Below are 20,391 nucleotides of genomic sequence, written 5' to 3'. Positions count from 1 at the left end.
TGAAATATCTCCCACTCAAGTTGACGCTAAGAGGCTTACTTTCATTCAAAAACCAGTTGTTGGGGCAATAAGGTTACTTATTAAGGTAATACGTAAATGCAGGAAAAATAACTCGCTGATTTGATAAAATAAAATTAAGAAAGCTTTCTCTTTTACTATCTAAGTACTAACACTCAATCTGTAGACCATCATAGGCAAGCTGCACGTTTTCAGGCAGTTCTGCATTCACATCTGCGTGTAACCCCATCTTATGGCTAATGTGGGTAAGGTAGGCTTGTTTGGGTTGAACTTTAGCAATCACTTCCAGTGCCTGATCAATATTAAAGTGCGAAATATGCTCTTCTTTGCGTAGGGCATCCAAAATAAGGAATTCTGTTCCCTTCATTTTTTCAATTTCATTGTCAGCAATGTAGTTCGTATCGGTTACATAGGTAAAATTTTGTACTCTAAATCCAAAAACAGGCAACTTATGATGTAGCACTTCTATAGGAATAATTGTGGTGCCATTAATGTCAAAAGGTCTGTTCTCAATGATGAACTCTTCTATGTTCAACACACCTGGGTATTTTTTTTCTTTTGCCACAAAAATATAAGCAAATTCCTGCTTGAGTTGTTGCATTACTTCGGCACGGGCATACACAGGCACATCCTTTTCTTGTTTGAAGTTAAAAGAACGCAAGTCATCCATACCAGCCGTGTGGTCTTTGTGTTGGTGGGTATACAATACAGCATCAAGCGAAGTAATACGTTCACGCAACATCTGTTGTCTGAAATCGGGTCCTGTATCCACTACAATGCTTTGATTGTCAACCTCTATATGAATAGCTGCCCTCAACCTCTGATCTCGGTAATCTAACGATTGGCACACCTCACAATCACATGCTATTACAGGTACACCCTGCGATGTACCACTTCCCAGAACTGTTACTTTCATTATTCTAAATATATGTTTATGAGTTAGTTACTCTTTACCAACGGCAGAGTTATTATTTTTGGAGGGTAAAGACATCAAGCCTTCATATAGTTTTTGATCGGCTTCGTTCAAATTGCACTGATCAAAAGGAATTTGTCTTAAAATATCTATCAAACAATTAATTTTTCCTTCTTGAGTAAAATATTTGTTGATAACTACTACACTATTGTTTTTGAGAATGCAATAACCCGATTTGAAATTTCCTTTCTCATAACGTACCATGTAGCCAATGTTTTTGAACAAGTCTTCTAATGATTGCTGAAACTTATTATTGTACTTTACTTTCATAGAGATGATTCATGCTTTTTTTACCAAAAAAAACTATTTGGTAAACCTTGAATAAAACCAAGCATACCAAATAGCATATATCTTTTGTCAAAAAAGCTTTTACACTTCGCTTCCGGTAAATTCTTTTACCTTTTGCACCAATAAATCAAAATCAATCGGCTTAGGCATAAAGTCATTGATACCAGCCGCCGAAAAGTCTTCTGGTGAATAGTTTTTGGCGTTTCCGGTAATGGCAATAATGGGCGTTTTCGCCTTTTGTTCGTCTTCCAATGCTCTGATTTGACGTGAACACTCCATACCATCCAGTTTAGGCATGTTGATATCCATCAAAATCACGTCATAGTTTTCCTTGGCAACTTTTGCCATTACTTGCTTACCATCTTTGGCAGAGTCGATCTCATAACGCTGAAATGACAAGACTTTGGTAGCAATATTTTGAATTACAGAACTGTCTTCTGCGATCAATATTTTTTTTCCCATGTTGATTACAATATTTGGAATCAGAACTATTAATGAGTTAATCAAACAATCTTTGTGATTGAATATTACAAGATCATCTAAAAATTGGTAGTAAAGTTAGAAATAGTTCACCAAAACTTAAAAAAATAGTTCACTTATGTAATGAAAGGCATTGAAAATCAAGCATTCCTTAATCTTTGAAGATGCCCCAGTCTGGAGGGTATATTTCGTGTATTTCGGGCATTTTTTTATGCTCGTCTATAAAAGCCTGTGCCTGGGTTTTGTTCGGAAAGTTTACAATAAATTTAGGGCCTGTAGAATAAAAATACTTTTTCCCTTTGCCCGAATCCATTCCTGAATAATAAGTACAATTCCACTGCTGTAACAAATGATTGCAGTTATCTTCGGTTTGTTTGAGTTTAAAAACCACCACCAAAGCATTGTTTTTATTGTAGGTATAACTCTTTTGGTTGTGCTCATCCCATATTCTAAAAATTGCAGGTTTTACTTGAGTTTGCTTCAAAAACGCCGCTTGTTTTTGGGAGTCATAAAAGGTGAGTAAATACTTGTGCCCCACACCCGAAGTGATGACTTGGTTTTGATGGGAGTCGTCTTCTTTGTCACCCGATTGCCATTGATAAGTACAATTTAAGCTATCCAATACTTGTTGTGCCTGGGTTTGGCTTACTCCTTTATAAAACTCTACTACCATATAGTTTTTTTTAGGTAGGGTAGTAGACTCTTGAGTAGCCTCTTTTTCATGATGAGTCAATGCCACACTTGTTTGGTGTTTTGGGGTACAAGCAAACATTGTTAACACAAACAACCAACTGTATTTTTCCATCTACATAATGTTAAGTATGGTTATTTATACTTTCAGAGCTTATTTAAGTTTTCGCGTTTCACGTGATTTTCGATAAATTTTAAACAAACGCTCAATAGAGATCATATAAAACAACTTTAGCATCACTGATTTTTATTGATCCATCAATACAAGAATAAAGGCCTGGTAATCTCTAATATACTAAAAATCTAAGTTTTTTTACCTTCTTCAAAACAGGGGTTAATAAAAAAACCCCGGCTCATCAATGAACCAGGGTTTTAAATCATTTTCAGTTTTACTACCATTTACCGTTCTACATCCCCTTCACTTTGCTGTCTGTCTCTTCGTGTCTCAACTGAATTAATATTATGTATATTTAATCTATTTGTGGTTAGGCTTAGCTTAATGCTAAGAAATACTTTTGACTTTCTAAATCAGTTATTCAATCCGCCTCTGAAATCTCCCGCACAATACAGTTTTTCAAATTTGCAAACTTTTTATCCACATTTGATTCCACTTATAGTGAAAGGTATTTTGCCTGATAATTTTTTTTAAGGATCATCACAACCCTTTGTATTTTCTTCATCATATACAGTAGTATAAAATACTGTATTACAATTTGTTAGTTGCTATTTTGAAAACTTGTTAATACAAAGGTAGCTTGCTTAAGTGTATTATTCTAATCAAAACACGGGTCTTCATCACACTTAATATAATATCAACAAAAGTTCACTTTTTAACCAAAAAACAACGAAAACTTACAGTATTTAATTTTAACAAACACTATAAACACCAAACATATCACCGCAAAACAAGCATAAAAACCAACAAACAACCATTAATATCAATATTCAAAATAACATTAGTATATTATTACTAGACAAAAAAGCGGGTATTTTTCGTTAAAATATCATATTACCCACTATTCAAGTACAAAAATTACATTCCATGCGCCCCCAAGCTACCACCAACCTTTCCGTAGAAGAAATAAAACACTTGTTTTACTTGCTCACCAATGACAATGAAAATAATATACACCTTGCCTTTACTCTCATGCAAGGAGTAGGTGTGCCACAGGTGTTGTACCAGGAAATGAGAAACTCGCGCTACAAACGCTATTTGTGCCTAAAAATGGGTTTGGTTGAACCTTTGCAAACTATGGACATACTTAGGCTAAGCAACCTCAATATGTCACACTTACCACAATCTATTGGTGACTTACCACATTTAAGTAGCCTCGATGTTTCGTTCAACGCCCTAAAAAACTGCCCGGAGAGCTTGGGCAACCTACAGCAGTTAAAAGTGTTGCACCTACAATACAATCAATTGCAAAGCTTATCGGCCACCAGTATAGGGCAGCTCAAAAACCTACAATATGTATCATTGGTACGCAATCAACTACAAGTGTTGCCTCCTGAAATAGGACAATGGCAACAAATGAGAGAGCTAGACCTTACCAGTAATTTGCTGCAGGCACTGCCCAACGAAATAGGCAACTTGCATCGTTTGGTAAAGCTACAATTAAGAAACAATCAGTTGAGTAGATTGCCCAAAAGCATTCAACAATTACAACACCTCAAAACTTTAGACATTCGCTACAATCCTTTGCCTCCTATGCATATACAGCAGATTTGCCAATGGCTGCCTCACACCGATGTCCGATTTTAAGCAACGATGCCATAGTTATTTTAGAAAAGTTACCATAAAGGGGATTATGTCTGAATAATCACCTTACGAAACGTAAGTGATACCCTGCGACCTCTGACTATTTTTTGCCCTTCAAACATTTCACTTTTATTGGCTCTTATACTGTGCTGCCACCGATAACGTGCATCACCCGATAACAAGATGGCGCTTCCGGGAGCCAACAATACTGGTACGTCCAGATTTTTGTCTTCCAGTGAGTTAAAATGCATGACACAAGCTGTACCCAAACTCACCGACATAATGGTATGGTCAAAACAAGGCTCGCAATCTACATGCCTGGCAATGCCCTGCCCTGGCAGGTATTCATTGATAATCATCTGGTCAAAGTACTCAGACAACAGCTGCTCATCTACAGCTTGCTGTACTATTTTTTGTGCCCAATGGGGCAAATCACCCACTTTCATCGAAGCATCAATCGCTCGTTTTTTGTAATCATACTTATAGCCATAGTGTTGCACCCTTCGCTTCAGGTCGGTTAACCAAGGCAAAGCATCTATAGCCTCTATCAGGGCGGTTTGGGTAGTTTGACCTACAAAATCTGGAATGTATTGTAAGCCAGGTATTGATTGGGTAAGGTGGTTCATATATAAAATACTAATAAAATAATACTACCAAATATCACACATAGGCAAATGTTGCCTCAAAGTGTTCATTGCTTTCAAAGAAAGGTGATTGTCTGCTATGTCTAGAAACTGCAAATGGTGCAACTGTCGAATAGACGCAGGTAGCTCTTTGAGATCGTTTAAACGTAAATTAAGCCACTCCAGCCTTGCTAATTGTTGAATAGATTCAGGGATATGACGTATATTGTTTTTAGCCAGGTTCAGTTTCACTAGAGAGGTTAAGGCTGTCATTGCCTCGGTAAAAGTATTTAAATAGTTATGACTCACGTCTAGTGTTTCGAGTGTCGTAAGTTGGCGCAAAGTAGGCGATAAATATGTCAACTGATTATCTTTTAGGTGCAGCTCGACCAAGCCAGACAAACCGCCTATGCACTCAGGCAGTTTACTTAGTTGATTGGTGTTCAGTTTCATTATTTGCAATTGCTCTAAACACCCAATTGCATCAGGAATCACCTGCAAATGGTTCTCGCTTAAATAAAGACCTTTAAGCCGGATCAATTGTCCTATCTCGGCAGGTAAGGTGGTCAAATAGTTGGCGTCTACACACAAGTATTCCAAACGAGCGAGTTGCCCTATATCAGTGGGCAATGCGCTTAATCGATTATTGGATAAATCGAGTACTTCTAAATGAGTAAACCGGGTAATTTCAGGGGGCAGTACCTCTAAGTGTTGGTTGCTCAGATCGAGTTCTTTAAGGTGGTAACAATAGGCCTCTTCCAATCCATATTTTGCGCACCAAAGCGGATACATTCTCAGCCTTAAGGCTATTTTTTTACTATGCTCTCCTCCCAGCATCAGGCAAAGCTGAAAACCCAATTCTACATTTTTGGCATCTACACTTGCCAGTAACTGCCATATTTTCTTCTCCACCTCGGTTGGTTTGTTCATTGCCTGTTACTCTCCCAACAAAGCTTTAGCTATTCTAATCTCAAAATAAGAATATTTACCACCAAACTGTTCGTGAATGCCCTTGAAACCATCTTCACCTAAGTCTTGGTGTAGTACCTGCTGAATATCACTCACTGCGGTGGCGTTTGTAAACCTCATCAAATCTACTGAATACCCTTTTTTATACAATGAAATCAAATGTCCTTCTACAGTTACCGGATTCAGGGCTTTGCCTTCAGCTTTGGCGCGTTCGGCCACAATCTCTTTAGGAGTCAACCCTTGTTTATACAATTGATAAGTAGTGAGAGGTGATGCCCCTTTTACTGTAGCTCCTGCCTGATATTGCGCGACTGATACCCGTACTATTTCGTTTATAAAAGTTTGTCCGTACTGCTCCATTTTGGTTTGGGTAACCCCCGAAACTTCCAAAAAATCAGCCTTGGTGTAAGGGCGGTTATCGCTCATTTCGGTCAAGGTTGCATCATTAAAAATAATGTGAGGGGCTATGCTCTGCGAATCGGCTATTTGCTTGCGCAAAGTTCTTAATGCCTCAAACAACCCTTCTTTTGCCACTGCCTTTTTCGATTTGGGTCTTTCGGCAGGTGCTTTTGCAAACGTTTTTTCGGTCGGTTTTGACAACAATAATTTTTGGGCTCCTGCCAATATTTGATTGCCCAACTCTGCAGTTTTCAACGCAAGGTTTTGGTCGTAGGCAATCTCAAATACCCCCAGGTTAATCATTTGCTGCAAGTAATCACGCCAGTCCTGAAAACTCACGTCTTTGCCTGCACCAAAAGTTTTGATCTGATGGTAGCCATTTTCTATGATTTGCTGGTTTTTCGCCCCTCGCAATACGTCTATCAAAGCATTGATTCCCACTTGTTGTTTAACGCGTAAGCAGGCTGACAAAGCTTTTTGGGCAAGTATAGTTCCATCAAACTTTTGAGGAGGGTTTCGGCACACATCACAGTTGCCACAGTCTTGCTGGAAGTTTTCGTTAAAGTAGTTGAGTAAAATACGACGTCGGCAAATATCGGCGTCGGCAAACTGTAGCATGCGCTCAAGTTTAGCAAATTGCAAGGCTTTGAAACCTTCATTGTCTATATTGTGGATAAATTCCCGCAGTATTTTCACATCACCGTAGCTATAAAACAAAATAGCGTCGCTCTTGAGACCATCACGCCCGGCCCGACCAATCTCCTGATAGTACCCTTCTACGTTTTTGGGCATATTGTAATGAATCACAAACCGTACATTGGGTTTGTCTATTCCCATGCCAAAAGCAATGGTGGCGCAAATGATGTGCGTATCATCTTTCAAAAAACTTTGCTGCACAGCCGCCCGACGATTACTGTCCATTTTGGCGTGGTAATAGTCTGCCGAAAACCCTGCATCTTTTAACTTTTGGGCAATCTGCTCAGTACTTTTACGGCTCAGGCAATAAATAATGCCCGATTGATTGGGGCGGGTTTCCAGGTATTTAATAATTTTCTTGATTCGGTTTTGTCCTGGTGATACATGCAAACGAATATTTTCACGGTCAAACGAAGCAAGAAATGTTTCAGGCTGTTGTAAGTTCAACTGATTTAAAATATCGTTGCGGGTAGTCTTATCAGCCGTGGCAGTCAAGGCTACCACTGGCACACTGGGAAATACCTTCTTGAGCATTTTTAGTTGGGCATACTCTGGGCGAAAGTCGTGTCCCCAGCTTGAGATACAATGTGCCTCATCTATAGCAAACAAGTTGATCTGAAGGCGCTGTAAAAACTCGATAAAAGTTCCACTTAACAATTTTTCGGGTGACACATACAAGAGCTTGATTTTGCCATCCATACACTGGCGTTCTATCTCGCTTTGTTCACTCGATGTTTGGGTACTGTTGTAAAAAGCAGCCGCAATGTCGTTGCGTTGCAAAGCTTCTACCTGGTCTTGCATAAGGGCTATCAAGGGCGAAACTACTATGGCAATGCCTTCCATCATTAGGGCGGGTACCTGATAACAAAGCGACTTTCCGCCTCCAGTAGGCATTAACACCAGGGCGTCGTTGCCTGCCAGCACCTGGTCAATGATGTCTTTTTGTAGAGGGCGAAATTGTTTGTAACCAAAATATTGCTGTAGAGTAGCTTCAGGAGAGGCAGTATGCATGTGAATAGTTTGTTTAAATTTTTAAAGTAACCTTTAACACAAAATTACGGAGTTTATCTTATATTTTATATAAAAATAAGTATCTTCTGATTATCAAAACTTAACAAATTCCTCTTATGTATAAACTCTCTTATTTTTTGCTATTTATTCTTTTTATTCTATACTCATGCAATTCCAAGCCTTCAGAAAAAACATTAAAAAAAATAGAGGAAATAAGAGCGCGATTAAAAAAAGTAGAGCCTCTTATACCCAAGAATGGCGACGAAAAACTCATCACACCTAGATTTATAGCTGATATTGTAACTTATGACTCTCTACATAAAAAAGAAGTATTAGGATATGAAGCAATAGATTACAAATATTTTATTTCGGTTGCCAATGGAAGTAAAGACGCCATAGAATTGAAGAAGAAACAAAGGTTTTTGTTTTCGTCCACCTCTTGGGGAAAACTTGATCCTCATCCATTTGCAGAAAATAAATTTACCGTCGAGCAACATGCATTTTATGTTAACAAACTACATGGTCTCAAATACATTTGTGTTTCTCGTGTCAAATCGTTTACTCCTGGGAAAGGTGATAAAACCAGTATTACAAAACCTGCTCATTATCAAGTATGGTTTTGGTTGATCGATGTACAGAATAGCCACATAGTAGGCAGCCAATTACTTGAAGCCTCATCGGATGGATATGTTGTCATTATCGACAATAATGTGGCAGAGGCTATTGCAAATAATGCACGCAATAACATAATAAATAAACGAAACAACACAATACGCGCCTGGGCAGGCAAACTAAGAAAGGAAATAAATAAATAAACACAAGCTACTGGTGGTTTGAAAATATCAAGCCACCAGTTCAAGGATACTATTTGACTTTAGAACATTATTAGTTATTATAGGTTCTTGTCCCAAAAATAGCACTGCCCACTCTTACCATGGTACTGCCTTCTTCTATAGCTATCTCGTAGTCACCACTCATCCCCATAGACACTTCCTGCAAGTCTACATTGGTCAAATGACCAACCTCGGTTTTTATCTCATCAAAAAAAGTTTTCAAATTACGGAATTCGTTTCGTACCTGGGTTTTGTCATCAGTAAAAGTAGCCATTCCCATTACACCCACCACGTGCACATTTTTCAGCGTAGTCAGCTCTTGCGAAGCCAGTATTTCTTTGGCTTCGGCAAACGACAAACCAAACTTGGTATCTTCCTCTGCTATGTGTAACTGCAATAAGCACTGGATCACCCGCTCGTTTTTGGCGGCTTGTTTGTTTATTTCTTTCAGCAATTTCATTGAGTCTACCCCGTGGATCAATGACACAAATGGTGCAATGTATTTTACCTTGTTACTTTGCAAATGCCCTATCAGGTGCCACTCAATATCTTTAGGCAATATTTCATGTTTTTCTACCATTTCCTGCACCTTATTTTCGCCAAACCTACGCCAACCAGTGTCATAAGTCTTCTGAATCATTTCGGCGGGTTTGGTTTTACTTACCGCTACTAGTTTTGTATTAGTAGGTGTAAGTTTTGTGTTAATATTTTCAATGTTTTGGGCAATATTCATATTAAGTAAACGTATTTAGTATAACTATTTAAGTTTTTTATATAATTATTTAGTTTTTTTGATACAAAGGTCAAAAAAACTTATACTTTTGTACTGTTCAACAAACTGTAAGCATATGCCAATATTAGGTAAATTGCTCAAAGAGGGTATAAAGTTAAGAAAAAGTATAGAGCAAGAAAAAAAGACACCTTTTGATCTTCAGAAAAAACAACTTCTTCAACTACTCTCTTCTGCTAAACAAACTGCTTTTGGTACCCATTACAATTTCAAGGACATCATTCATGCGATCCATAATTCCAAAGGTGATGATTTAAGTTTTTATGAAGCTTACCGAGAAAGTGTTCCAACATTTGACTATGACACCATTTATAACGAGTGGTGGCATCGTGCCCGCAAAGGCGAAAAAGATGTTTGCTGGAAAGGTCCAGTCAAATACTTTGCGCTTAGCTCTGGAACCTCAGGCTCTTCATCTAAACATATTCCTGTTACAAAAGCAATGGTGAAGGCAATTCACCGCACAAGTATTCGTCAAATTCTTTCTTTGTCTAACTTCAAAGACTTGCCAAGTAAACTCTATGGCAAAGGTATGGTAATGCTTGGAGGCAGTACCCACCTTAACCGTAAAGGGGCATTTTTTGAAGGTGATCTCAGTGGAATTACCGCGAGTCAGATTCCTTTCTGGTTTCAACATTTTTATAAGCCAGGAAAGAAGATTGCAAAAAAAACTGATTGGAATAGTAAGCTAGATGAAATAGCCGAAAAAGCACCTAAATGGGATGTGGGCTTTGTAGTGGGCGTACCTGCCTGGATTCAGATTATGATGGAAAAAATCATTGAACGTCATAACCTGAACCACATTCACGAAATATGGCCAAATCTAATGGTATATACTCATGGAGGGGTATCTTTTGAACCTTACAAAAAAGGGTTTCAAAAGTTGTTGGGAGAACCCATCACCTACATAGAAACCTATTTGGCCTCTGAAGGGTTCATAGCTTTTCAGACTCACCCCAACAGTAACATGCGTTTTGTCCTAAACAACGGCTTGTTTTATGAATTTGTACCCTTTACCGAAGACAACTTCAACACTAATGGAGAGTTGATTCGCAACCCCAAAACGTACATGATTCATGAAATTGAAGAGAACAAAGACTATGCTTTGTTGCTTTCAAGTTGTGCAGGTGCCTGGCGCTACCTTATTGGTGACACTGTTCGTTTGACCAATCGCGAAAAAAGCGAAATGATTATTACAGGTCGTACTAAGCATTTTTTGAGCTTATGTGGAGAGCACCTGTCGGTTGACAATATGAACAAAGCCGTTGAGTTGGTAGCCAATGAGTGTAATATTGATGTAAAAGAGTTTACCGTAGCTGGTATTCCTCACGAAAACCTGTTTGCCCACAAGTGGTACATAGGCACTAACGACAAGGTTGATCTGGATGTACTCAAGTCTAAGATTGACAATAAGCTGAAAGAATTAAACGATGATTATGCCGTAGAGCGTTCAGCCGCTTTGAAAGAGGTTTATGTAGAAACTTTACCTACAGATGTTTTTCTTAACTGGATGAAAATGAAGGGCAAAGAAGGTGGACAAAATAAGTTTCCCAGGGTACTGAAAAGCAACCAATACCAAGAGTGGGAAAACTACCTGAACCAACATTATCGCACCACTGTATAACACCATATATAATTGATTGCACTTTTTGAAAGTGCACCTTACCTGTCCCTCTGATTGTACATCAGAGGGATTTTTATTTTGTAATAAAGGAATGAAAGTTAGCCAGTTATGCAAAAACTGAACAAGTAAACGCGCGCATTTCTTACACAAACTTGATATTTAGAGTTGCAAACAACTAACTTTGCCGTATGATATATTTACAAGGGGTACTTTATGGTGTCACACTAGCACTGTTAATCGGTCCTGTTTTTTTTGCCCTGCTGCGAGTAAGTATCGAACGTGGTTTTACATCGGGGGCCTGGATGGCACTCGGCATTGCTATAAGTGAGTCTTTTGTGATAGCACTGGTAGCGGTAGGTGTGGCTCAACTAGCCGAAACAAAAGAGTTTCAGTTTTATTTGGGCATTGTGGGTGGTTCTATGATGTTGGTGTTTGGCTTGCTTCCTTTTTTTAAAAAAGTAAAAAGACGTACAGAAACCGAAAATAGCATCAGTAAAAAAGCCCAAGGTTATCGCCTTGCCATTGAGGGTTTTTTGTTAAACGTACTCAACCCATCGGTGTATTTATTTTGGATAGGGGCAGTAGCATTTAATAGTCACCTCAAAAGCAATGAAATGTTTAGTTTTTTTGCCGGAGCCATTACTACCGTGTTTGTTACCGACTTGCTCAAGGCTTACCTTGCCAACTATATCAGGGGGTATTTGACCGAAAAAGTACTGGATAGGGTAAATAAAATTGCTGGTGCTGCTTTGGTATGCTTTGCTTTTTGGTTGTTTTACTCTGCATTTTATGGTTTCAAAATGCCTGCTTAAAGCACTTCTTCCTGGCTTTGTTGTTCTTTTATCTTTTGTTGTACCCAACGAACAGCCTCATCCAGGTCTCCGGTAAGGTAATACGGAAAAGGGGGCTTTTTAATGACAAATACGGCAGTGATCATAAAACGAGTAATGACCGACTTGAAAACAAACGCAATGCCTGCGATATTTTTTTTCAGAAGGGCTTCATGCTCCTTCAAAAACTTGCCTTGTTTGATTCTGTATTTTACAGGCACAAAACCCACTTTTTTTGCTTCCATCACTACTCCTCTGCCTTTCTTTTGCTTTACTGCATTTAGGTACAGGTTCAAATAATCGTCAAAGCTTTCTTCAGTGGGCTCTTCACCAGTAAAGTGTAAAATCATTACTGGGTCGTGAGAGGCATCTAATGTTGCATATTTCATATTTACCTTTTTATTTTTACCATTCCTAACGGTAAAAACCACCCTTGGTTGCCACTAAGCCCGCTAGTATTCTCTTACTTGTGCGGCGGCTTCTTCAGATGTTACCGCTTTTGCCTTGGTTACTATAGGTACACAACTTGTAAAACGAATATTGTCTAAACCAAAATCGTTGCCTCCCTTCAAAGTTGACAAATTTACAATACAGATATTAGCAGTCGTTTCATTGCCCGAAAACCAAGTCACTTCAAACTTTTTCCAGTTATACTCCCAATCAGGTGCATTGATATTGGTACCCAATACATGCCCATTGACACTAAAATGCAAGCGTGCCGGGCTACGTGCTACCAAGGTGGTAATCCAGGCAGAAAAATTATAATAGGTTTTAGGGCGTATTTTTATTTGTTGACACCACACCGATACATTGGGGCGTGGGCTACCGTTTACAATCAAAAACTTATCTCTGGCACCTCTCCTGCTCCGTCCTTTAAAATGTCCATGGTATTTGGTGGGGTTGGTTCCTACCTGATAGGTACCTTCAGGGTATAGGTCGTTAGAAACACGATAGCCCGAATGAAAATAACGATTGCCTTGAGAAAAGTTTCCATTCACCACCAAATTATTTGACTCTACCGAGCCTTTGGGGCACTGGGCATAGGTTGTGGTAAACAGGGTGGTGCTAAATAATATAAAACTGAACCACTTTGATAAGTGAATCAATGGATGTATTGTCTTCATAATAGTGACTTGTTTAAGGAAAAGAGAGGGCTTATGCATATAAACGCCAGATAAAATGTGGAGTTACAGATAATAAAGCTTAATTTATACTGGTTGACATGGTAATATTTTGGTATTACCTTAGTACTTCACTATAAAAAAATCATATAATGCACATTAGGCTTTTATCTTTAGGGGTTGTCATTGCTTGGTTGGTTACGCTCACACTGGGACAAGGAATTGCTCAAAAAAAAAAGCGTCCCAACACAAGCCAAAATAAAGGTTTTGTATTGGTGATTGATCCCGGACATGGGGGAAAAGATACCGGACGTTTGCGCGGCTCAAAAAGCATGAAACACGAAAAGAGCCTCAACCTTACCATTGCGCTTAAGCTGGGAAAATATGTAAAAAAATACCTGCCTCATATCAAAGTATACTATACCCGCACTACCGACCGCTACCTCTCGCTGGAAGAACGGGTAGATTTTGCCCACGGCAAAGACGCAGATGCTTTTATAAGTGTGCACTGCAACTCGGTAGAACACAAGCAAGTACATGGAACAGAGTTGCACATTCATAGTTTTGACTTGCCCGCCAGCAAATACTTGGCAAAACTGATCAACAAACAGTTTAAACAACGCGCTGGGAGAAAAGTCAGGGGCATTTATGATGCAGACAAACGCCAAAAGAACTTTTATGTGGTACAATATACCCGTATGCCTAGTGTGCTGGTAGAGTGTGGCTACATGACCAATACCAGCGAAGAAAAATACCTGAACTCTGATCGGGGACAAAGCATTATTGCTTCTGCTATTTTTAGGGCTTTTAGGGTTTACACCCAATCTAAGCGTCCCCGTGAGCGCCGCGAAATTGTATACCAGGTGCAGTTGATGGCCACCCAAAAACCTATATCGCCAGATTCTGAGCATTTCAAAGATGTGCCGAAAGAAGTGAAACGAGTACCTAACAAACACTCAAAAAAATATAAATACCGCTATGTGACAGGCTGGGAATATACTCTAAAGGGAGCACGTCGTTTACTCAACGAAATTCACTCTGTAGGTTTCAAAGAAGCTTTTTTGGTAGCAAGCAAATCGGGACGATAAATCACCTTGCAGTAGGCAAGTGTCCTTCACCAAGAAGAGTTAGCCTAAAAACTTAAGGAGCCTGGTCAAAATAAGTGTCGAGATTGAGTGCATATACTCAGGACTGCCAAAAGCTAAAAATAACGAAAGACAGTAAAGAGAACCACAGAATAAAGTCAAAGCTATGCGAAGCTAATTTGTTCTCAATCGGACTACCAACAGCGCCAGGTTTATCTCATATAATCTATGACAACGGCCTGGTGTACTGCTTCATATTGTAGGTTCAACATGCTGGCATTGATATAGTGGGTGCCGTTAACTTCTACCCTGCCACGTGCTTCATGAATGTGACCAAAAATGTGGTATCTTGGACGTATATCTTGGATTACTTCGGTTAATTCTTCACAACCAACCTCCTCCCCTTTTGCCGTTTGGTCTAACACTCCTTTGGGTGGTCCATGGGTAACCAAAATATCAATATTTTCAGGAATCAAATCCCAGTGTTTACGAATGTCTGCTCCTCTGGCACGATTAAACGCCCAGTCGAAAAACCAAGGAGTAATGGGAGACCCCCATATATTGACACCTTCTATAGTAACTCCACTGTCGTTGAGATAAATGGCATTGGTTAAAAGTGCTTCTGCCTGATGGGGTTCATCTTCAAACAAAAAATCGTGATTCCCAGCAATAACTACCTTATGACGGTGAGGCAAAGTAGCCAGCCAGTTGTTAAAACGGCGTATTTCTTTGGGTCTGCCCCGAGCGCTTAGGTCTCCGGCGTGAATCAACAAATCACCTTCAGGCACCGCTATTTGGCTATGTTTTCCGTGGGTGTCTGATATACAAACTATTTTCATGAGGGTTCATTTTAATGTTTAAAGCCTCAAGCCCAACATTGTGACATCATCGCGGGCGTCCTGACTTCCTTGATGTTTGGCTAGAGTAGCTTCAAAAGCAATTTGTTGCTCTTCCATAGATAAATGTGCATAATGGCTGATCATTTTTTTGATGTTACGAGAACCAAAACGGCGACGCTCGGCATCGGGAGTATCGCCAAAACCATCGGTCATCATATACAAAGCATCGCCTTTAGCCAACATAAGCTCTTGGTTGGTAAAAACCCTGGTACGTTCATCTTCGTATACTTCGCCACCAATAGAAAAACGGTCAGCCTTGAGCTGGTTAAATTCCCCTTCCTGTACATAATACAAGGGGCGTTTGGCACCCGAAAAAATCACCTTAAACTTTTGAGCAGCCAGCGGCTCAATCACACAGAGCGACATGTCCATTCCATCACTGTTGTTGGTTTCTGCCTGTCGCAAGTCACTGCGGATTTTTTGGTGTAAAAGGGTCATCACCTTTGCCGGGTCAAAGATATGCTTTTCGTTGATCGTTTCGTTGAGCAATGTATTGCCTATCATGCTCATAAAAGCACCCGGTACACCATGCCCGGTACAGTCTATCACTGCTACTACAGTTTTGGTAAAGTTTTCACCTTTGATGGTGTTAAACCAGTAAAAATCGCCTGACACAATGTCTTTGGGTTGGTAGATGATAAAGTACTCTTCAAAAATCTGCTTGATTTTAGGTTCAAAAGGTAAAATGGCATTTTGGATGGTTTGGGCGTAGCGTACACTGTCTGTGATTTGATTGTAAGCAAACTGAAGTTCTTCGCCTCGTTCCTGCAACGAATCTCGTTGGGTCAATATTTCTTCTTTCTGGAGCTGGAGCTCTTCGTTCTTTTCGGTAATCTCTTTGGTACGTTCTTTTACCTTGCGCTCCAGGGTTACATTTTGCTCTCTCAGTATTCGGGCATTTTCTTCTTGTGCCAATCGTTTGTCTTGCTCGTTTTTTCGTTCGCGGTACCCCAAACCTACCGAGAAAAGCACTAGTTCGAGAAATAAACCTGCTTGGGAGAAGTAATTAATGTTGAACCCTACCTTCACATGAATCAAAAACCCCATTGAACTTAACGCCCAGCCTAATATTAAGAAAAAAGAACCTGTAACGAAATAGCGGGCTAAAACATTTCTCGTTCTCAATAAGAAAATGAGTGTTAATATAAATAAGCTTGTATCAATTAATATTATAATTAATAAATATATTTCAGCATCAGCCAGATTTAAAGTTAGAGATATATAAAGCAGCAAACAGCAGTCAATCGACACTTTGATTATCATCCAATAGTGAATAACTTTATTCCACCTTGGGATTAGTCTTTTAGCATCAACAAAAAGCTTCATGAATAAAAAGTAGAAAATCATTGTTGATTGACTACTGGCTACTCCAATGAATGTTTGCAAAACTGGATACTCAGAAAAGAAGTCGTAATACCCTAAATAATATACTGAGTATGCAAATATGTAAGTAGTGTAGTAAAGGTAGGTTTTGTCTTTAACAACTAGAAATAGTATTATATTATAAAGAAGTATAATCCATAAAGCGCCTTGAAAGACACCTTGAATAATGTTTAATGTAGATTCCTCATGCAAGTATGCTTGAGGTGAACGAAGCTTTAATGTATAACGAGGTGTATACATTACTCCTTTCAGTCTAATATAAATTGTAATTTTTTTTTGAACAGGTAAAAATAGGCGAAACTTGTACTTAAACTCCACAATATGCTTGCTAATATCTCTTAACGATTGTGGTACAAGACGACCATTTAGTTTTTTAGAATAATGACCATTATTATCAGGGTAGTATAGCTGAATATTTGCGCCCTTCGCGGCATACAAAATCCAGTGATTCCTGCTTGACTGGTTATAGAGCGTCAATTTTGCCCAATAAACTCTCTCTCTTTGCAACCTTGGGGACTTCTTTTGAAATTCATTATAAGGAATGAAGTAGTTATGATATTTAGAAGAAGTGATTTGCTTAAAACTTAGGCTATTTGACGAATCTTCTAAGATGTACATTCGCGGATTCAGGTTAGTCAATTTACTTATATCGTCAGTAACCTGTACAACCAGTGAGTCTAACGGGTTTTGAGCAATAACTCTTACTTTTGAAAAGATACAAAGAAATATCACACAAAAAAAAGCAGGTGAAATCAAGCATTTTTTTTCAAATTGATGAAATATTTGAGCTGAATTAAACAAGGTTACCACCACAATTTTATTAAAACTTTACTTTTCGCATTTATGTATAAACCTTTGACTAAAACGAAAAAAAAGGTATTTCCCAAAATAAACCATTGAGTTACATTGTAAACCCCAACTATTTATCTACAGTAAGCCCTCAGTATATTTCTTTACAATTATTGTATACTTATTATTAAGTATTTCAAAACGCAGGAAAGTGCACTACGACAATCAATGAAAAAAGTTTCGTCGTTTGTAATATTTTTTCAAAAAAGCATTTTTTTATCTACCCATTCCCCCCTTACTTTGCAACCATAATACAACAAACAACTATTATTTAAAACAAAGGTTAAATTTAAAAAATTAAAAACATGGGACATATTAATGGTGATTTTGACAGTCCAAACACATTTGGTAGCAAAGAAATAAAAACTGCTAAAAGTACTACCAAGCCTTTCTTCGCCAAACAACTAGAAAAAAGAAAAGTGGTTAAAAGAAAATAATCACATTTACCCGCCAGTGAATCAAGCAAAAGGGACTAGCAATAGTCCCTTTTTTTATGTAGTTTGGTAAGCAATATACCAAAAAAATTTAGCTACTTATAACTTTATGGAAGTGTTAATTGTCACATATAGTGATGACGACGAAGGTATCAACAATGTAACTGAAGCATTGCAAAATAAAGGAGCCAATGTATACAGGTTTAATACCAACTATTACCCCACCCAAATTCAGCTTGCCAGCCATTATATTAACAATACCGAACAGGTAAAAATCATCAGTGAAGATGTGGTACACGACCTGGCAAAGTTTGACGCAGTATGGTATAGACGCATCCGCATTGGGCAAGAGCTGCCCGAAGAAATGGCAGATGAGTATAAAATACCTGCCATAGAAGAATCAAAAACTACTTTCTGGGGTACCCTTGCCAGTTGGGGCATTGGCAAGTTTGTGTTAGACGCTGTAGCGGACATCCGACGTGCCGAAAACAAACAATTGCAACTTAAGGTAGCCAACCGCCTGGGTTTGCGCATTCCTGCTACCCTTATTACCAACTCGGCGCAAGAAGTAAAAGCTTTTGCCCACAACTATTCGGCGGTGATCTCAAAGATGCAATACGCTTTTAGCATTTATGATGGTACTGAAGACGAGTATAAGGTATATAGCCACAAGTGGCAGCCCGAAGAGTTGGAAGATATGACGGGGTTGGAATTTTCGCCTATGATTTTTCAGGAATATGTAGAAAAAGAATGTGAGTTTAGGGTGGCCATTGTAGGAGAACAGATTTTTTGTGGTAAAATACCCTCTCAACAATCTACCGAAGGGCAAGCTGACTGGCGTAAAGATGGGAGCCTGATAGATGACATAGAACCTTGTGACTTACCCGCCAGTATTCAGCTGAAGCTGCTTCACCTTATGGACTATTTTGGACTCAACTATGGGGCGGTAGATTTAATTAAAACTCCGGAAGGCAAGTTTGTATTTTTAGAAGTTAACCCCGTGGGTGAGTTTAGTTGGCTGGATCAGGCTTTTAATAAAAAAATATCCGAAGCAATTGCCAATGTCTTGCTCAACCGGGCTCGTAGACGTAATAGTCCACTCAACCTTTATTAACTCAATGTTTTATAATCACTATATATAGTAATCAATGGCATCTATTACTCCTCCTCATACCGTTTTTAGCCAAGCCTGGTGGAACGTGCTTTTAGAAGAGTCTAACTACCTTACAGAGGCTTGTTTGATCAAAAACAGTGTGCCTGCTCAGTTTTTTACTGAACAAGACATTTTAAATATTATCCAAGAAGTTCCAGAAAAGCTTTCGTTTGGTACTCCCGGACTCAGGGTATATACTGATGGTAAACAGGTGATTAAAGAGTTGAGCGAGATGTACCGCGCTCCTTTACAAACTCACGAAGGCCTGCAAGACTTTACCCAACGTATATTTGGCAAGCAAAAATTTGGCATCATTCTCAATCGTGCTACCCAATACCACGATACGCTTGCCCAACGACTTGCTCCTCTTTATCAGGGGATTGTAGAAGAGCTTGGGATTCCTTGGTTAGACCTGAACGCTACTATATTTGTGGGCAATTATGGGTATACTCCGTTTGGGGTACACTACGACGGTGAAGCCAATAGTGTGATTCACTTTCATCAGGGACCAGGTAAGAAACTGATGACACTGTGGGATGAAGAGGTGTTTGTAGAGAAGACCGGGTCGAGGTTGCATTATTGCGAGCCAGAGAAAATATTGCCCTATGGTACTACCTGCCAAATAGAAGCGCACGATACGTTTTACTTGCCCGAAGGTCCTTTTCACATTGGTAACACTGAGGAGTTTTCAATGGCGTTGACGGTGGTGATCAAGGGTATTTCGGTCAAAGACTGGCTCAGCAATGCTTTGGCTGAAATGAATACAGCATCGTTTGACCCAGAGATTTTGGCAGGGTATGAAGCTGAGGTGGACGACATTTTAGCCAGTGGTTTGATTGGCACTGAGGTACATGAACAAAAATTTGGTGGCTGGGTAAAGGCGGCTATGGAAGATTATCAATTGTCGCTCAAAAGCAATTGTGGGTTTCGCCCTCCGCGCTGGTCTGATCAAAAAACTTTTCCTGAATTGACCAAACAAAGTGTACAAATTGTCGCTCCTTTCTGTATATACCATCAACCGCTAAAAAATGATCAGGTAAGACTATATTACCGACGAAACAAAAGTAATTTTTCCCATGCTTCTCTGTTGTTGCCTTTGCTAGAACAGTTGAACGCGGGTGAGGTAATAGAAATAGGGCAAGTAATGGCTCAACACCCTGACTATCAAACATTTTTACTTGAATTTTTCACTTTAATGTTAAATCACCAGGCTATAGAAATGAAGCCAACCTGATTGCATTGTATATGACAAAACTTTATACTTCATCCAGCTACAGCCTCAATACCAGGGTTTTATCAACATATCCTTCTTTTACTATACCTGCCTAATGTGGGTAATCAGCTATCCACTTTAGCCAAAAAAAATGCCTCTGACGAAAGAAAAAGCAAAGAGGAGAGTACTCACAACGCAAGATGTAATCTTTATCAACATACCCTATTGAAGCCTTTCAAATCCCTCTTTTTTTTCGTAATTTAGAAGCTGCCTT

General features: G+C 39.1%; 20 protein-coding genes. 8 read left to right on the top strand and 12 right to left on the bottom strand.

Annotated elements, in window-relative coordinates; translation table 11 throughout:
* Nucleotides 1-166: 166 nt before the first annotated feature.
* From M23134_RS03760 to M23134_RS03745, 4 genes are all read right to left on the bottom strand, one after another.
* Nucleotides 167-934: an MBL fold metallo-hydrolase gene (locus M23134_RS03760; protein ID WP_002694033.1), complete on the bottom strand. Its 768-nt coding sequence runs from the start codon at nt 932-934 to the stop codon at nt 167-169.
* A 27-nt stretch (nt 935-961) separates the two neighbouring features.
* The gene (locus M23134_RS03755; RefSeq protein ID WP_002694031.1) at nt 962-1,261 is read right to left on the bottom strand and encodes a hypothetical protein; all 300 of its coding nucleotides are present in this window, start codon (nt 1,259-1,261) and stop codon (nt 962-964) included.
* Between the two features lie 99 nt (nt 1,262-1,360).
* The gene (locus M23134_RS03750; RefSeq protein ID WP_002694030.1) at nt 1,361-1,741 is read right to left on the bottom strand and encodes a response regulator; all 381 of its coding nucleotides are present in this window, start codon (nt 1,739-1,741) and stop codon (nt 1,361-1,363) included.
* 169 nt (nt 1,742-1,910) lie between these two features.
* Nucleotides 1,911-2,564, bottom strand: coding sequence for a hypothetical protein (locus M23134_RS03745; RefSeq protein WP_002694027.1), 654 nt, complete (start codon nt 2,562-2,564; stop codon nt 1,911-1,913).
* A 927-nt stretch (nt 2,565-3,491) separates the two neighbouring features.
* Here M23134_RS03745 and M23134_RS03740 point away from each other — a divergent pair.
* On the top strand, nt 3,492-4,211 hold the full coding sequence (locus M23134_RS03740; protein ID WP_002694026.1) for a leucine-rich repeat domain-containing protein: 720 nt from the start codon (nt 3,492-3,494) through the stop codon (nt 4,209-4,211).
* 44 nt (nt 4,212-4,255) lie between these two features.
* Here M23134_RS03740 and M23134_RS03735 read toward each other — a convergent pair whose 3' ends face one another.
* Genes M23134_RS03735 through recQ form a run of 3 tightly spaced genes read right to left on the bottom strand, consistent with a single transcriptional unit; the run spans nt 4,256 to nt 7,906 of the window.
* Nucleotides 4,256-4,834, bottom strand: coding sequence for an alpha-ketoglutarate-dependent dioxygenase AlkB (locus tag M23134_RS03735; RefSeq protein ID WP_002694025.1), 579 nt, complete (start codon nt 4,832-4,834; stop codon nt 4,256-4,258).
* A 24-nt stretch (nt 4,835-4,858) separates the two neighbouring features.
* On the bottom strand, nt 4,859-5,761 hold the full coding sequence (locus M23134_RS03730) for a leucine-rich repeat domain-containing protein (protein WP_002694024.1): 903 nt from the start codon (nt 5,759-5,761) through the stop codon (nt 4,859-4,861).
* 6 nt (nt 5,762-5,767) lie between these two features.
* Nucleotides 5,768-7,906 (bottom strand): DNA helicase RecQ, encoded by a 2,139-nt coding sequence (recQ, locus tag M23134_RS03725; RefSeq protein WP_002694023.1) that lies wholly within the window; start codon nt 7,904-7,906, stop codon nt 5,768-5,770.
* A gap of 116 nt (nt 7,907-8,022) precedes the next feature.
* Between recQ and M23134_RS03720 the strand changes: the two genes are divergently transcribed.
* Nucleotides 8,023-8,721 (top strand): hypothetical protein, encoded by a 699-nt coding sequence (locus M23134_RS03720; RefSeq protein ID WP_002694022.1) that lies wholly within the window; start codon nt 8,023-8,025, stop codon nt 8,719-8,721.
* Nucleotides 8,722-8,791: 70 nt separating this feature from the next.
* Here the strand turns inward: M23134_RS03720 and M23134_RS03715 are convergent, their stop codons facing one another.
* Complete coding sequence (locus M23134_RS03715; RefSeq protein ID WP_002694021.1) at nt 8,792-9,472, bottom strand: YggS family pyridoxal phosphate-dependent enzyme; 681 nt, start codon at nt 9,470-9,472, stop codon at nt 8,792-8,794.
* Nucleotides 9,473-9,587: 115 nt separating this feature from the next.
* Here M23134_RS03715 and M23134_RS03710 point away from each other — a divergent pair, with 115 nt between their 5' ends.
* Nucleotides 9,588-11,150, top strand: coding sequence for a GH3 family domain-containing protein (locus tag M23134_RS03710; RefSeq protein WP_002694020.1), 1,563 nt, complete (start codon nt 9,588-9,590; stop codon nt 11,148-11,150).
* 188 nt (nt 11,151-11,338) lie between these two features.
* Nucleotides 11,339-11,962: a LysE family translocator gene (locus tag M23134_RS03705; RefSeq protein ID WP_002694019.1), complete on the top strand. Its 624-nt coding sequence runs from the start codon at nt 11,339-11,341 to the stop codon at nt 11,960-11,962.
* Here M23134_RS03705 and M23134_RS03700 read toward each other — a convergent pair.
* Nucleotides 11,959-12,369, bottom strand: coding sequence for a hypothetical protein (locus M23134_RS03700; RefSeq protein ID WP_045112935.1), 411 nt, complete (start codon nt 12,367-12,369; stop codon nt 11,959-11,961). The genes M23134_RS03705 and M23134_RS03700 overlap by 4 nt on opposite strands.
* Nucleotides 12,370-12,432: 63 nt before the next feature.
* The gene (locus tag M23134_RS03695) at nt 12,433-13,104 is read right to left on the bottom strand and encodes a hypothetical protein (protein ID WP_045112934.1); all 672 of its coding nucleotides are present in this window, start codon (nt 13,102-13,104) and stop codon (nt 12,433-12,435) included.
* 149 nt (nt 13,105-13,253) lie between these two features.
* Here M23134_RS03695 and M23134_RS37485 point away from each other — a divergent pair, with 149 nt between their 5' ends.
* Nucleotides 13,254-14,189 carry an N-acetylmuramoyl-L-alanine amidase family protein gene (locus M23134_RS37485; RefSeq protein ID WP_002694016.1) on the top strand — a complete coding sequence of 312 codons (936 nt, stop codon included), beginning with the start codon at nt 13,254-13,256 and terminating at the stop codon, nt 14,187-14,189.
* A gap of 209 nt (nt 14,190-14,398) precedes the next feature.
* Here the strand turns inward: M23134_RS37485 and M23134_RS03685 are convergent, their stop codons facing one another.
* On the bottom strand, nt 14,399-15,025 hold the full coding sequence (locus M23134_RS03685) for a metallophosphatase domain-containing protein (RefSeq protein ID WP_002694015.1): 627 nt from the start codon (nt 15,023-15,025) through the stop codon (nt 14,399-14,401).
* Nucleotides 15,026-15,043: 18 nt separating this feature from the next.
* Nucleotides 15,044-17,086: a 7TM diverse intracellular signaling domain-containing protein gene (locus M23134_RS39645; RefSeq protein ID WP_157558321.1), complete on the bottom strand. Its 2,043-nt coding sequence runs from the start codon at nt 17,084-17,086 to the stop codon at nt 15,044-15,046.
* A 536-nt stretch (nt 17,087-17,622) separates the two neighbouring features.
* Between M23134_RS39645 and M23134_RS42440 the strand changes: the two genes are divergently transcribed.
* From M23134_RS42440 to M23134_RS03670, 3 genes are all read left to right on the top strand, one after another.
* Entirely contained in the window at nt 17,623-17,754 is a 132-nt protein-coding gene (locus M23134_RS42440) for a hypothetical protein (protein WP_002694013.1), read from the top strand.
* Between the two features lie 106 nt (nt 17,755-17,860).
* The gene (locus tag M23134_RS03675; protein WP_002694011.1) at nt 17,861-18,865 is read left to right on the top strand and encodes an MvdC/MvdD family ATP grasp protein; all 1,005 of its coding nucleotides are present in this window, start codon (nt 17,861-17,863) and stop codon (nt 18,863-18,865) included.
* A gap of 34 nt (nt 18,866-18,899) precedes the next feature.
* Entirely contained in the window at nt 18,900-20,138 is a 1,239-nt protein-coding gene (locus tag M23134_RS03670; RefSeq protein ID WP_002694010.1) for a hypothetical protein, read from the top strand.
* Nucleotides 20,139-20,391: the final 253 nt, after the last annotated feature.

It is taken from the genome of Microscilla marina ATCC 23134 (genome assembly GCF_000169175.1).
In the GTDB taxonomy this organism is placed as follows: Bacteria; Bacteroidota; Bacteroidia; order Cytophagales; family Microscillaceae; genus Microscilla; species Microscilla marina.
The sequence above is the reverse complement of the archived record's forward strand: the minus strand, read 5'-3'. Positions and strand labels throughout refer to the sequence as shown.

Coding starts and splice junctions, on each gene's coding strand:
- M23134_RS03705 (WP_002694019.1), top strand. CDS start 11,339: ATGATATATTTACAAGGGGTACTTTATGGTGTCACACTAGCACTGTTA.
- M23134_RS03685 (WP_002694015.1), bottom strand. CDS start 15,025: ATGAAAATAGTTTGTATATCAGACACCCACGGAAAACATAGCCAAATA.
- M23134_RS03675 (WP_002694011.1), top strand. CDS start 17,861: ATGGAAGTGTTAATTGTCACATATAGTGATGACGACGAAGGTATCAAC.
- M23134_RS03670 (WP_002694010.1), top strand. CDS start 18,900: ATGGCATCTATTACTCCTCCTCATACCGTTTTTAGCCAAGCCTGGTGG.
- M23134_RS03730 (WP_002694024.1), bottom strand. CDS start 5,761: ATGAACAAACCAACCGAGGTGGAGAAGAAAATATGGCAGTTACTGGCA.
- M23134_RS03710 (WP_002694020.1), top strand. CDS start 9,588: ATGCCAATATTAGGTAAATTGCTCAAAGAGGGTATAAAGTTAAGAAAA.
- M23134_RS03745 (WP_002694027.1), bottom strand. CDS start 2,564: ATGGAAAAATACAGTTGGTTGTTTGTGTTAACAATGTTTGCTTGTACC.
- M23134_RS03720 (WP_002694022.1), top strand. CDS start 8,023: ATGTATAAACTCTCTTATTTTTTGCTATTTATTCTTTTTATTCTATAC.
- M23134_RS03760 (WP_002694033.1), bottom strand. CDS start 934: ATGAAAGTAACAGTTCTGGGAAGTGGTACATCGCAGGGTGTACCTGTA.
- M23134_RS03735 (WP_002694025.1), bottom strand. CDS start 4,834: ATGAACCACCTTACCCAATCAATACCTGGCTTACAATACATTCCAGAT.
- M23134_RS03715 (WP_002694021.1), bottom strand. CDS start 9,472: ATGAATATTGCCCAAAACATTGAAAATATTAACACAAAACTTACACCT.
- M23134_RS39645 (WP_157558321.1), bottom strand. CDS start 17,086: ATGTACATCTTAGAAGATTCGTCAAATAGCCTAAGTTTTAAGCAAATC.
- M23134_RS03755 (WP_002694031.1), bottom strand. CDS start 1,261: ATGAAAGTAAAGTACAATAATAAGTTTCAGCAATCATTAGAAGACTTG.
- M23134_RS03700 (WP_045112935.1), bottom strand. CDS start 12,369: ATGAAATATGCAACATTAGATGCCTCTCACGACCCAGTAATGATTTTA.
- M23134_RS37485 (WP_002694016.1), top strand. CDS start 13,254: ATGCACATTAGGCTTTTATCTTTAGGGGTTGTCATTGCTTGGTTGGTT.
- recQ (WP_002694023.1), bottom strand. CDS start 7,906: ATGCATACTGCCTCTCCTGAAGCTACTCTACAGCAATATTTTGGTTAC.
- M23134_RS03750 (WP_002694030.1), bottom strand. CDS start 1,741: ATGGGAAAAAAAATATTGATCGCAGAAGACAGTTCTGTAATTCAAAAT.
- M23134_RS03695 (WP_045112934.1), bottom strand. CDS start 13,104: ATGAAGACAATACATCCATTGATTCACTTATCAAAGTGGTTCAGTTTT.
- M23134_RS42440 (WP_002694013.1), top strand. CDS start 17,623: ATGGGACATATTAATGGTGATTTTGACAGTCCAAACACATTTGGTAGC.
- M23134_RS03740 (WP_002694026.1), top strand. CDS start 3,492: ATGCGCCCCCAAGCTACCACCAACCTTTCCGTAGAAGAAATAAAACAC.